General features: G+C 70.4%; 11 protein-coding genes. 1 reads left to right on the top strand and 10 read right to left on the bottom strand.

All coding sequences use genetic code 11. The features are described 5' to 3' along the window. Window positions 1-32: 32 nt before the first annotated feature. Both EPO51_RS18360 and EPO51_RS18355 read right to left on the bottom strand, forming a co-directional pair. A complete protein-coding gene (locus EPO51_RS18360; RefSeq protein WP_293353195.1) occupies window positions 33-251 on the bottom strand; it encodes a hypothetical protein in 219 nt (72 codons plus the stop codon). A gap of 201 nt (window positions 252-452) precedes the next feature. After that, window positions 453-992 carry a sigma-70 family RNA polymerase sigma factor gene (locus EPO51_RS18355; RefSeq protein ID WP_293353193.1) on the bottom strand — a complete coding sequence of 180 codons (540 nt, stop codon included), beginning with the start codon at window positions 990-992 and terminating at the stop codon, window positions 453-455. 238 nt (window positions 993-1,230) lie between these two features. Here EPO51_RS18355 and egtB point away from each other — a divergent pair, with 238 nt between their 5' ends. Next, entirely contained in the window at window positions 1,231-3,465 is a 2,235-nt protein-coding gene (gene egtB / locus EPO51_RS18350) for an ergothioneine biosynthesis protein EgtB (protein ID WP_293353191.1), read from the top strand. Between the two features lie 63 nt (window positions 3,466-3,528). Here egtB and EPO51_RS18345 read toward each other — a convergent pair whose 3' ends face one another. The 8 genes from EPO51_RS18345 to EPO51_RS18310 form a co-directional block, all read right to left on the bottom strand. Next, a complete protein-coding gene (locus tag EPO51_RS18345; RefSeq protein ID WP_068876748.1) occupies window positions 3,529-3,741 on the bottom strand; it encodes a con-10 family general stress protein in 213 nt (70 codons plus the stop codon). A gap of 79 nt (window positions 3,742-3,820) precedes the next feature. Further along, complete coding sequence (locus tag EPO51_RS18340) at window positions 3,821-5,047, bottom strand: ABC transporter permease (RefSeq protein ID WP_293353187.1); 1,227 nt, start codon at window positions 5,045-5,047, stop codon at window positions 3,821-3,823. Then, window positions 5,044-5,727 (bottom strand): ABC transporter ATP-binding protein, encoded by a 684-nt coding sequence (locus EPO51_RS18335; RefSeq protein WP_293353434.1) that lies wholly within the window; start codon window positions 5,725-5,727, stop codon window positions 5,044-5,046. The genes EPO51_RS18340 and EPO51_RS18335 overlap by 4 nt, the downstream gene beginning before the upstream one ends. A 12-nt stretch (window positions 5,728-5,739) precedes the next feature. After that, a complete protein-coding gene (locus EPO51_RS18330) occupies window positions 5,740-7,314 on the bottom strand; it encodes an efflux RND transporter periplasmic adaptor subunit (RefSeq protein WP_293353185.1) in 1,575 nt (524 codons plus the stop codon). Between the two features lie 119 nt (window positions 7,315-7,433). Next, the gene (locus EPO51_RS18325) at window positions 7,434-8,774 is read right to left on the bottom strand and encodes a sensor histidine kinase (RefSeq protein WP_293353183.1); all 1,341 of its coding nucleotides are present in this window, start codon (window positions 8,772-8,774) and stop codon (window positions 7,434-7,436) included. A gap of 25 nt (window positions 8,775-8,799) precedes the next feature. Then, a complete protein-coding gene (locus tag EPO51_RS18320) occupies window positions 8,800-9,537 on the bottom strand; it encodes a response regulator (RefSeq protein WP_293353182.1) in 738 nt (245 codons plus the stop codon). Window positions 9,538-9,615: 78 nt separating this feature from the next. Next, window positions 9,616-10,290 (bottom strand): MBL fold metallo-hydrolase, encoded by a 675-nt coding sequence (locus tag EPO51_RS18315; protein ID WP_293353180.1) that lies wholly within the window; start codon window positions 10,288-10,290, stop codon window positions 9,616-9,618. An 81-nt stretch (window positions 10,291-10,371) separates the two neighbouring features. Continuing rightward, window positions 10,372-11,901 (bottom strand): amino acid permease, encoded by a 1,530-nt coding sequence (locus EPO51_RS18310; protein WP_293353178.1) that lies wholly within the window; start codon window positions 11,899-11,901, stop codon window positions 10,372-10,374. Window positions 11,902-12,015 lie beyond the last annotated feature (114 nt).

Below are 12,015 nucleotides of genomic sequence, written 5' to 3'. Positions count from 1 at the left end.
GCGAGGCCGCCCGAGGCCCCGTGCAGGCGAGGTCAGGTAGCCGGATCGCGCGGCGCGCCTGGCGTCTCCGTGTCGGAGGCGGCCGGCTCGTCGTCCTGGCCCTCGCCGTATTCCTGGCCTTCGCGGTCCCAGCCGGAGCCGTACTCCCCGCGGTCCTCGCCCTGGCGTGAGCCGTAGCGGTCGCGGTCCCACGCGTCGCGCTCGCCTTCCCCGTGTCCGCCGGGCGGGGCCTTGGGATCCTGGGTCACCATCGCGAATCAACGGGCGTGCGCCTGCGCCGTTCCGGCGCTAGTGTGGCGGCGGGAACAGGAATTCACACGTGACGGATCAGGATGAGGCCGCCGCCCTGGCTGCGGCGTTGACGGGCATGTTCCAATCTCTGGAAGCACGCCCGATCCCGGAGCACCTGCGGGGCGTGGCCGACCAGCTGGAGGCCTTCGCGGCCAAGCCCGCTACGCCGACCCCATCACCGTCATCGTTTCCAGAGCCATGACGTCCGAGGGCTGGTCGGCGTCCATGATCTTCAGCAGACGCGCGCGGGCCCGGTTCACCCGGCTCTTGATCGTGCCCAGCGCACAGCCGCAGATCTCGGCCGCCTCCTCGTAGGAGAGGCCGGCCGCCCCCACCAGGATCAGCGCCTCGCGGTGCTCCGCGGGAAGCTGCTGCAGGGCCGTCTGCAGGGCCCGCATCGCCACGCTCCAGTCCTGGGTGGGCGGGGTCTGCAGCGTGCTGGCGTATTCGCCCAGCTCGTCGCGCACTTCGCGCCGGCGGCGCAGCACGTTCGTGTAGTAGGTGTTGCGCAGGATCGTGAACAGCCACGCGCGCAGGTTGGTCCCCGGCTCGAACTTGTCGCGGTTGGACCAGGCCTTGATCAGGGTGTCCTGAACCAGGTCGTCGGCGTCGGAACCGTTATGACTGAGCGACCAGGCAAACGCGCGCAACGCCGGTATCATGCCGACGACTTCGTCACGCCAACTTGTGCTGGAGTCCATCCCATCCCCTAGTAAGTTCCGGCCCCCGGACCGGATGATCGCCTGCCACCAGCGAAGGTGGAACGGGCCTCAAGCCAATCCGTTCCGGAAAATTCGGAACCGCAAAGGTGAAGAAACGTTGGCGTCTAATTCCTGGGCGCCGAATGCATCGGCGCACCCATTGTGGTGTTCTGGTTTCGTCCCCACATTCGCTGGAGGACGCCGAAGCGACGCTTCCGGCTGAATGAGGGGAGTTTGCATGCGCAGCACCGACCGTCCCGACGACCGCGCCCGGTTGCGGCGGCAGGCTTCCGCCATCGACGCCCTGGCCCGCTATCGCGCAGTGCGGCGCGCCACCGAGGGCCTGACCCGGCCGCTGACGCCCGAGGACATGGGCGCCCAGTCGATGCCCGACGCCAGCCCCACCAAGTGGCACCTGGCGCATACCACCTGGTTCTTCGAGACCTTCATGCTGACGCCGCACCTGGCGGGCTACAAGGTCTTCGATCCCAAGTTCGGCTATCTTTTCAACTCCTACTACGAGGCCGTCGGCCCGCGTCAGCCGCGTCCGGCCCGGGGCCTGATCACGCGCCCGTCGGTCGCCGATGTCCTGGCCTATCGCGCCCACGTGGACGCCGGGATGGAACGGTTGCTGTCCGGGGGCGTCGGGGACCTAGCCGACCTGCTTGCGCTGGGCCTGGCGCACGAGGAGCAGCACCAGGAGCTGGTGCTGATGGACATCCTGCACCTGTTCGCCCAGTCGCCGCTGGCGCCGGCCTTCGCGCCGCCCAGGGCGCCGCCCCCCGCCGCGCCTGCCGCGCCGCTGGGCTATGTGGGCTTTCCGGGCGGGCTGGTGGAGATCGGCCACGACGGACCCAAGTCAGGGCAGGGAGGCTTCGCCTTCGACAACGAGGGCCCGCGGCATCGAGTCTGGCTGGAACCCTTCCGCCTGGCGGATCGCCTGGTCACCAACGGCGAATGGCTGGCCTTCATGGCCGACGGCGGATACGCGCGCCCCGAGCTCTGGCTGTCCGAAGGCTGGGCCCTGGTCAGGGCCGAGGACTGGGCCGCCCCGGTCTACTGGCGCGAGGCGGCCGACGGCTGGCGCGTCATGGGCCTCAACGGCCTGCGCCCGCTCGACCCCGCCCAGCCGGTCAGCCACCTCAGCTACTACGAGGCCGACGCCTATGCCGCCTGGGCCGGCGCGCGCCTGCCCACCGAGGCCGAGTGGGAGCATGCGGCCGAGGGCCTGGCCATCGACGGCAACTTCCTGGGCTCCGGGCGTCTCGACCCCCAGGCCGCGCCGGACGGCGAAGGCCTGCGGCAGATGTTCGGCGACCTCTGGGAATGGACCCGCAGCGCCTACCTGCCTTACCCCCGCTTCAAGCCCGCCCAGGGCGCGGTCGGCGAGTACAACGGCAAGTTCATGTCGGGTCAGTTCGTCCTGCGCGGCGGGGCCTGCGTGACGCCCGCCGGCCACACGCGGGCCACCTATCGCAACTTCTTCTACCCGCACCAGCGCTGGATGTTCTCCGGACTGCGCCTGGCCCTCGACGGGGCGGGAGACGCCGCGGCCGCCTCGGACCTGGAGGCCGACGTGATCGCCGGGCTGTCGAAGCCGCACAAGGCCGTGCCGCCCAAGCACTTCTATGACGCCGAGGGCTCCGAGCTCTTCGAGGCGATCACCGAGCTCGAGGAATATTATCCCACCCGCACCGAGATCGCCCTGCTGAAGGTCGCCGCCGGCGAGGTCGCCGCCCATATCCCCGACGGCGCCGTCCTCGTGGAGTTCGGCTCGGGCGCCAGCACCAAGACCCGGATCGTCCTGGACGCCGCGCCGCAGCTTGCGGCCTACGCGCCCATCGACATCAGCGCCTCGGCGCTGGAGGGCGCGGCCAAGGCGATCCGCGCCGACTACCCCGGCCTGGTCGTCGCCCCGCTGCGCGACGACTTCACCAATGCGCTGCGTCTGCCCGAAGAGACCGAGGGCCGGCCCGTCGTGGGCTTCTTCCCGGGCTCGACCATCGGCAACTTCACGCCGGAGGAGGCGCGCGCCTTCCTGGTCGGCGCGCGCCGCCTGCTGGGCGAGGGCGCGGCCTTCCTCATCGGGATGGACCTGGTGAAGGACCCCGCGGTCCTGGTGGCCGCCTATGACGACGCCAAGGGGGTCACCGCGGCGTTCAACAAGAATCTGCTGGCGCGGATCAACCGCGAGCTGCGCGGCGACTTCGACCTCGACGCCTTCGCGCACCGCGCCGTCTGGAACGCCGCCGAGAGCCGGATCGAGATGCATCTGGTCAGCCTGAAGAACCAGGTCGCCCACGTGGCCGGCCAGGCCTTCCGGTTCGCCGAGGGCGAGACCATCCACACCGAGAACTCCTACAAGTTCACGATCGAGCGCATGGCGACGCTGGCGGCTCAGGCGGGCTGGAAGCTGGAGCAGCGTTGGGTCAGCGAGGACCCGGCCTTCGGCATGGTGCTGCTGCGGGCCTGACAGCCGAAAGCGGACGCCGGTGAGGGCGCCCGCTTCCGCTGGAAGTCGCGTTGGATGTGCGGCTTAGCTTTCGCGGCCGCGGGTGCGGCCGCCGCCGCGGGAGGCTTCGCCGCCCTTGCGGCCGGCCTGGGCCGCGAGATCGCGGTCCTTGGCGAAGCTGCGTTTCTCGCTTGGTACGCTGGCCCCGCCCTTGCGGGCGATTTCACGGCGGCGTTCGGGGTTCATGGCGGCGAAGCCGCGACGGGCGCGGGGCTTGCCGGTGTCGACGGTGGGCATGGAGGGGGGTACTCCTGGTAGGGGCTTGCGGTGAGGCTAACCCCCGAGGCAGGGCCAAGGTTGCGTTAGGACCTGCGACTTATTCGCGGCGAAGCGCTTCGATGGGGTCCAGACGGGCCGCCCGCCAGGACGGATAGGCCCCGAACACCAGCCCCACGACCACCGAGAATCCCAGTGCGAGCGGCCCCGCCCAGGGGGGAACGGCGGCCGGCCACTCGCCCAGTTTGGCGATCGCGAAGGCGCCCAGCACGCCGATGGTGAGCCCGATCAGCCCGCCCACCAGCGAGAGCGCCACCGACTCCAGGGCGAACTGGATGAGGATGTGCGAGCGCTTGGCGCCCACGGCCATCCGCAGGCCGATCTCGCGGGTCCGTTCGGTCACCGCCACCAGCATGATGTTCATGATGCCGACGCCGCCGACCACCAGGGAGACGCCCGCGACCGCCGCCAACAATACCGTGAACGTCCCCACCGCCGCCTGGCTGGCCTCCAGGATGGAGGCCATGTTCTGGGTCTGGAAATCGTCGTCCTCGCCCTGGCGGATCTTGTGCTGGTCGCGCAGCAGGTTGGTGACGTCCTCCTGCACCCGGTCCAGGCTGTCCTCGTCGACGGCCTTCACATAGATGGTCTGGACGCTGTCGCCGCGGCTGCGGCGGCCCGCGATCCGCGACCGCACGGCGCTCAGCGGGCCCAGCACCACGTCGTCCTGGTCCTGGCCGAAGCCGGCCTGGCCCTTCGACTCCAGCACGCCGATCACCTCGAACGGAACGGTGCGCACCCGCACCCGGCGGCCGATGGGGTCGCTGTCGCCCCACAGCTCCTTGGCCACCGTCGGGCCGACGACCAGCACCTTGCGGCCTTGGCGGGCCTCGTTCTCGTCGAACATGCGTCCCGAGGCGATCTTCAGGTCGCGGGCGACCAGGTAGTCCGGCGTCACGCCCTGGATCTGGGTGTTCCAGTTGGCGCCGTCCGAGGCGAGCTGGGCCTGGCCCCGGACCAGGGGGGCGACGGCGGCCACGCCCTCGACCTGCCTGGCGATGGCCACCGCGTCGCCGTCGCGCAGCGAGACGCCGGCGCCGGCCGCCTGGGCTACGGGGCCGCGCTGGAAGTTCGGGGTGACGATGATCAGGTTCGAGCCCAGGCCCGAGATCGCCTGCGTGACCCGCTGCTGCGCGCCCAGGCCGATGGAGGTCATCATCACCACCGCGGCCACGCCGATCACCACGCCCAGCGAGGTCAGCACGCTGCGCATCGGGTGGGCGATGATGGCGCCGAGCGCGAAGCGGACCAGTTCGAAGGACCTCACGCCTTCCGCCCCCGCTCGTCCGACACGATCAGGCCGTCGCGGAACGACACCCGCCGGTGGGCCAGTTCGGCGACTTCCGGGTCGTGGGTGACCACGGCCAGGGTCAGGCCGCCGGCGTTCAGTTCCTCGAACAGCGCCAGCACCTCCTCGCCGGTGCTGGTGTCGAGCGCGCCGGTCGGCTCGTCGGCCAGCAGCATGTCGGGCCTGTTGGCGAGGGACCGGGCGATGGCCACCCGCTGCTGCTGCCCGCCCGAGAGCTGGGTCGGCCGGTGGGTCATGCGCCCCCCCAGGCCCACCCGTTCCAGCAGCTCGGCGGCGCGCGCCCGCCGGTCCTTGGGCGTCATGCCGGCGTAGATCATCGGCAGCTCGACGTTCTGCAGGGCGGTCAGCCGCGGCAGCAACTGGAAGGACTGGAACACGAACCCGATCCGCCGGCGGCGGAAGTCGGCCAGCTCGTCGTCCGTGAACTCGCCCACGTCGTCGCCCTCGAAGAGATAGGTCCCGTCCGTGGGCCGGTCGAGGCCGCCCAGGATGTTCATCAGCGTCGACTTGCCCGAGCCCGACGGTCCGATCACCGCGATGTATTCGCCGCGCTCGATCCGGAGGCTGACGCCGGCCAGGGCCGGCACTTCCTCCTCGCCCATGATGAAGACCTTCCGCAGGTCCTGGATCTCGATCATCGAGCCCAAGGCCTACATCCGGACCCGGACGCCGCCGCCGGCGCCGGGCGGGCCGCCCATGGGGGCGCCGACCTGGGCCTTGGGCCGCGGGCCCCCGCCGGTGATCACCTGGTCGCCGGCCTTGAGGTCGCGGCTGACGACCTCGGTGAACGCGCCGTCGGTGGCGCCGACCCGGACCGGGATCGGCACGGGCTTCTTCTCGCGCAGCACATAGACCGTCCCGGCGCGCAGGCCGCCGGCCCGGCCGCCGCGTCCCTGGGTCATGGTCGCCCGCAGCGCCGCCAGCTTGGTCTTCTGGTCGGGGCGGAGCAGGGGCTCCAGCCTGGCGAGCGCCTCGTTCATCGGCTTGGCGATCGCCTCGCGCATCGCGCCGGGATTGCCGGCGGCGGCCGAGCGGGCGGCCTGGATCTTCGTGCGCAGCTCGGCCTGGATCGGCTCCCAGGCCTTCTGCTGCCTGGCGTCCAGGTCCAGCTGTTCGACCACCCGCGCGCCCATGCCGCCCTGGCGCGCGCCGCCCGCCTGGCGGTTGCCGCCGCCCGCGCCGGGGCCGCCGACCATGACGCCGCCGCCGGCCCGGGCGCCGGCCTGGTTCTCGGATGGCGGGCTCCAGCGTAGCGCCTGGGCCGGAACCTTCATCACGTTGCGCTTGGTGTCGATGACGATGTCGGCGTTGGCGGTCATGCCGGGCAGCAGCTTGCGCTGCGGATTATCCGCTTCCGCGATGACGGTATAGCTGACCACGTTCTGGTCGGTGGTCGGCTGCTTGCGCACCTGGGTCAGGATGCCCTCGTAGGTGTCGTCCGGGAACGCATCGACGGTGAAACGCACCATCTGGCCTTCCTGGAGCTGGCCGACGTCGGCCTCGTCGACCGAGATCTTCACCTCCACCTTCGACAGGTCCTGGGCGATGGTGAACAGCACGGGCGCCTGCAGGCTGGCGGCCACCGTGTTGCCGGGCTCGACCTTGCGGTCGACGACGATGCCGTCGATGGGGGCCACGATGGTCGTGCGGCCCAGGTCCACCTGCTGGCTGCGCAGCGCAGCCCGGCTCTGGGTCACGCGCGCCGAGGCGGCGGCGACGTTGGCGCGGGCGGTCTTCAGGGCGGCGGTCGCCAGGTCCAGGGTCGAGGGCGAGTACCAGCCCTGGTCCACCAGCGTCTTCTTGCGGTTGTAGTCGGCCTGGGCGTTGTCCAGCGTGGCCTGGGCCTGGCGCACCGCCGCTTGGCCGGCGACGATGTCGGCCTGCCCCTGGGCCACGCGCGACTGGTAGGTCTGGGGGTCGAGGATGGCCATGACCTGGCCGGCCTTCACCTCGTCGTTGAAGTCCACCAGCACCTTGGTCACCTGGCCGGAGATCTGCGAGCCCACGTCCACCGTGATCAGCGCCTGCAGGCTGCCCGAGGCCGAGACCGAGCGGGTGATGTCGCCCCGCTCCACGGCGCCCAGCCGGTAGGGGTCCTTCTCGGGCTTGGGCCGCATCTGCCAGCCCACGATGGCGGCCACGACCAGCACCACGAGGCCCAAGGTGATCCAGGCGGCGCGGGGGATGCGGAAGGTGCGGCGGCGAGGGGAGGCGTTCAGGCTCATGTTGTCCCAAGTATCGAAGGGTCCGGATGAACCCGCCGTGACTAGGCCCCACCGGCGTTGCCGCCCTATTTCATTTTCGTTTCCGCCCGGGCTTGGAAAGCCTCAAAGCGGTCAAACCCCTAAAGCGGCAACTGTACTCTGGCGGTCAGGCCGCCGCCGACGCGGTTGACCAGGTTGACGTCCCCGCCGTGGCCGCGGGCGATGGAGCGAACCACCGCCAGGCCCAGGCCGATCCCGCCGGTCTGGCGGCTGCGCGACGGCTCGCGGCGGTAGAAGGGTTCGAAGACCTTCTCGGCGTCCTTCTCCGGGATGCCCGGGCCGTCGTCGTCGATCTCCACCACCGCATGGCCGTCCTTCTGGAACACCCGCGCCCGCGCCCGGCCGCCGAACTTCACGGCGTTCTCCAGCAGGTTGGCGATCAGGCGACGCAGCGCCATCGGGTCGCCTTCCAGGATCACCTTCTCGCCGGGCTCCACCTCGGTCTCGGCCCCCGTCTCGGCCATCTCGTCGCAGAGGCTCTCGACCAGCGACGACAGTTCCAGCGGGGTCCGCTCCGCGGCCTTGGTGGCGTCGCGCACGAAGGTCAGGGTGGCGGTGATCATCTCCTCCATCTGGTCCAGGTCGGAGGCGTATTTTTCGCGCTGCTCCTCGGGCAGGCTCTCGATGCGGAAGCGCAGGCGGGTCAGCGGCGTGCGCAGGTCGTGGGCGATCGCCCCCACCATGGCCGTGCGGTCCTCGACGTAGCGGCGCAGCCGCTCCTGCATCTCGTTGAAGGCGCGGGCGGCGGTAGCGACCTCAGCGGGGCCCTTCACCTCCAGCGGCGGCGCCCGCGGATCGCGGCCCAGCCGCTCGGCGGCGTCGGCGAAGACCTGGATCGGCTGGGACAGGCGCCGCGCATAGATCCAGGCGATCGGCGACATGGCCAGGGCCGACAGGGCGAACCACAGGGCCACGCGCTGCTGCCAGTCGCTGAGGCCGAACGCCACCTCGGGGTGGACCACCTTCCATCGCCCGTCGGCCTGGCGGACGCCCACGTTGAACGGCGAGATGAGGAAATGCTCCTCCTCGCTCATTCCCGCCCGCGCCACGCGGTCGCGAATGATCCGGCCGACCCGCCGGTCGGAGAGCGGGCCGCGCTCGCCGGCGATCACCACCCGGGACGACGGCACGCCCAGGTTCTCGGCGATCTTGTCGCGGATGGACGGGATGCTCTTGCCCTCGAGCACTGGCGAGGGCGGCCGGTCCTGTTCGGTGAGGATCAGCGGCCGCCGTTCGGTGAAGACCGGCGCCGCGCCCCGGAACGTCTGCTCGATCTCGGAGACCCGGTAGAAGTCGGGCGCGGGCGGCGGCAGGAAGAAGAGCAGCAGGGTGCTCATCAGCCATGCGGCCACCAGCGTCAGGCCCGTCAGCGTCAGCAGCTGGACCAGCAGCGGCGCCGTGGGCCGGCCGAAGGATTTCACGCCCGTCTTACCTTGCCGAAGGGCGTCACGCCCGTTTCACCTTCGCCGTGAACATGTAGCCCTCGTTGCGGATCGTGCGGATCAGGTCGTGCCCGCCGCCGCCGTCGTCCAGCTTACGCCGCAGCCGGCTGATCTGCACGTCGATGGCGCGGTCGAAGGCGTCGCTGTCGGGGCCGCGGGCGAATTCCAGCAGCTGGTCGCGGGTCAGCACCCGCTGCGGCCGCTCCACGAACGCGCGCAGCAGCGAGAACTCGCCGGAGCTCAGGTTCACCACCACCCCGGCCGGGGAGCGCAGCTCGCGCCGCACCAGGTCCAGCCGCCAGCCCGCGAACTCGCAGCCCGCGCCCAGGGCGCCGCTGGTCGTCCGCTGCTCGGCCCGCCGCAGCACCGCCCGCACCCGGGCCAGCAGCTCGCGCGGGTTGCACGGCTTGGCCAGGTAGTCGTCGGCGCCCAGCTCCAGGCCGACGATCCGGTCGGTGTCCTCGCCCATCGCCGACAACATGATGATCGGCGGCGCGGCTTCGGTGGTGGTCAGGCGGCGGCAGACGGCCAGGCCGTCCTCGCCGGGCATCATGATGTCCAGCACGATCAGGTCGACCGGCCCGCGCTCCAGCACGCGTTCCATCTCCTGGGCGTCGGCCGCGGTTTCCACCTTGTAGCCGTGCTTGCCGAGGAAATCGGACACCACGTCGCGGATGCCGGGGTCGTCGTCGACCATGAGGATTCGGGCGCCGGCCCCGGCCATGTCAGTCGCAAGCTCCATGGACGCCAGCTTGGTCGCCGGCCGTAACCTTCGAATGTCTCACTTGAAACGGACGCGTCCCAATCGGGGCGGAGGCGCTCATTCGGCGAGCACGTCGTCGGCGACGAACGGGTTGGTCTTGCGCTCGTGGCCGAAGCTGGACATCGGCCCGTGACCCGGCACGAAGCGGACGTCGTCGCCCAGCGGCCACAGCTTGCCGGTGATCGCGTCGATCAGGTCCTTGAAGTTCCCCCGAGGGAAATCGGTGCGTCCGATGGAGCCCTGGAACAGCACGTCGCCGACCTGGGCGAACCGGGCCTGGCGGTGGAAGAACACCACGTGGCCGGGCGTGTGGCCGGGGCAGTGGTAGACCTCGAACTCGGTCTCGCCCAGCGACACTGTGTCGCCGTCCTGCAGCCAGCGGTCGGGGGTGAAGCTGCGGGCCTCGGGCATCCCCCACTTGGCGCCGCTCTGGCCGATGTCGTCGATCCAGAACTGGTCGTCGGGGTGCGGCCCCTCGATGGGCGCGCCGGTCCGCTCCTTCAGCGCCGCCGTGCCGCCCGCGTGGTCCAGGTGGCCGTGGGTGATCCAGATCTTCTCCAGGGTCAGCCCGTTCTCCTCCAGGGTCGCGAGCAGCCGGTCGACCTCGCCGCCGGGATCGATGATCGCGGCCTTCATCGTCTTCACGCACCAGACGATGGTGCAGTTCTGCTGGAGCGGCGTGACCGGCGCGATCATCGCGCGGATCGGAAGGGGCGGGGCGGGGGCGTTCATGTCTCGCCTATGATCGTGGGTCGCGGCCCATAAGAAAAGGCCCGGGATCGCTCCCGGGCCCTTCCAGATCGTCGCGGCGTCCTAGCGGTCCGTTCCCGGCATGGGGGGGACGGGCACGGGCGGGGCGTCGGTGTCCAGCTCGTGGGTCTCGGGCGAGCCGTGAGCCACGTGGCTCTTGCGGTAGCCGTAGCTGAAGTAGACCACGAGGCCGATCAGCGCCCAACCCACGAACATGAGCTGGGTCTCGCTGGGCAGGCTCACGAACAGGTAGATGCACCCGACCGCCGCCAGGGGCGCCACGATCGCGACCGCGGGGGTCTTGAACGGGCGCTTCCGGCCCGGGTCGGTCCGGCGCAGCACCAGCACCGCGATGGCCACCATGGCGAAGGCGAACAGGGTGCCCGAGTTCGAGATGTCGGCCAGGATCCCCACCGGGAAGAAGGCGGCGAACAGGGCCACGAACACGCCGGTGATGATGGTGATCACGTGCGGCGTCTTGAACTTCGGGTGGACCTTCGAGAGCACCGGCGGCAGCAGGCCGTCGCGGCTCATGACGAAGAAGATCCGGGTCTGGCCGAACATCATCATCAGGATGACCGAGGGCAGGGCCAGGCCGGCCGCGAGGCCGATCAGGTTGCCGATCTGCGGCCAGCCGATGGAGCGCAGGGTCCAGGCCAGGGCCTCCTTCGAGCAGACCACCTTGCTGTCGGCGAGGCTGGCGCAGGCGGCGCTGAGTTCCGGACTGCCGGGACGCAGGCCGGCGCCGCTGGCGTCCAGGACCGGCTGGGCCCCCACGGTGCCGATCACGCCGGAGGCGACCAGGATGTAGAAGATCGTGCAGACGCCCAGCGAGCCGATCAGGCCGATGGGCATGTTCCGCTGGGGATTCTTCGTCTCCTCCGCGGCTGTCGAGACCGCGTCGAAGCCCACATAGGCGAAGAAGATCGAGGCGGCTGCCGCCGAGACCCCCGCGAAGCCGAGGGGCATGAACGGCTCGAAATTCTCCATCTTGATGACCGGGACGGCCAGCACGATGAAGAGCATCAGCGCCGCCACCTTGATGGCCACCAGGAACGCGTTGACCGTGGCCGACTCCCGCGTGCCGATCACCAGCAGCGCGGTGACCAGGAGCGCGATGCCCATGGCCGGCAGGTTGACCATCCCGCCGTCGAACGGCCCGCGCACCAGCATGTCGGGTATGTCGATGGCGAAGGCGTTCTCGATCAGGCCGACCACATAGCCGGACCAGCCGACCGAAACGGCGCCGGCGGCGACCGCGTATTCCAGGATCAGCGCCCAGCCCACCATCCAGGCCAGCAGCTCGCCCATCACGGCGTAGCTGTAGGTGTAGGCCGAGCCCGAAACCGGCACCATGGCCGCCATTTCGGCATAGCAGAGGGCCGCCACCGCGCAGACGAAGCCTGCGATGATGAAGGCCAGGATCATGCCCGGCCCCGCCTTCTGAGCGGCTTCGGCGGTGAGAACGAAGATCCCGGTGCCGATGATGGCCCCGATGCCCAGCATGGTCAGTTGGAACGGCCCGAGCGAGCGGTGCAGAGACTTCTTTTCCGCGGTCGCCAGGATCGCGTCGAGCGGCTTAACACGCCACATGTATGGAATTCCTCCGAAGAGCGGCCCCCCGGCCGCCGGGTAAAATTTGGCGCGACCGTGGCCGGGTGCGCGGCTGTGGTCAAGCGCCAACGCCCCCGGCGGTTTTCATATGCC

Source organism: Phenylobacterium sp. (genome assembly GCF_004297125.1).
GTDB lineage: Bacteria > Pseudomonadota > Alphaproteobacteria > Caulobacterales > Caulobacteraceae > Phenylobacterium.
Note: the sequence above shows the minus strand (reverse complement) of the source record. Positions and strands in the feature narration are given on the sequence as shown.

What these genes read in the sequence shown, in the direction of transcription:
- EPO51_RS18345 (WP_068876748.1), bottom strand. Translation starts at nt 3,741, where the DNA reads ATGCCCACCGTCGACACCGGCAAGCCCCGCGCCCGTCGCGGCTTCGCC.
- EPO51_RS18335 (WP_293353434.1), bottom strand. Translation starts at nt 5,727, where the DNA reads ATGATCGAGATCCAGGACCTGCGGAAGGTCTTCATCATGGGCGAGGAG.
- EPO51_RS18320 (WP_293353182.1), bottom strand. Translation starts at nt 9,537, where the DNA reads ATGGAGCTTGCGACTGACATGGCCGGGGCCGGCGCCCGAATCCTCATG.
- EPO51_RS18330 (WP_293353185.1), bottom strand. Translation starts at nt 7,314, where the DNA reads ATGAGCCTGAACGCCTCCCCTCGCCGCCGCACCTTCCGCATCCCCCGC.
- EPO51_RS18310 (WP_293353178.1), bottom strand. Translation starts at nt 11,901, where the DNA reads ATGTGGCGTGTTAAGCCGCTCGACGCGATCCTGGCGACCGCGGAAAAG.
- EPO51_RS18355 (WP_293353193.1), bottom strand. Translation starts at nt 992, where the DNA reads ATGGACTCCAGCACAAGTTGGCGTGACGAAGTCGTCGGCATGATACCG.
- EPO51_RS18315 (WP_293353180.1), bottom strand. Translation starts at nt 10,290, where the DNA reads ATGAACGCCCCCGCCCCGCCCCTTCCGATCCGCGCGATGATCGCGCCG.
- egtB (WP_293353191.1), top strand. Translation starts at nt 1,231, where the DNA reads ATGCGCAGCACCGACCGTCCCGACGACCGCGCCCGGTTGCGGCGGCAG.
- EPO51_RS18360 (WP_293353195.1), bottom strand. Translation starts at nt 251, where the DNA reads ATGGTGACCCAGGATCCCAAGGCCCCGCCCGGCGGACACGGGGAAGGC.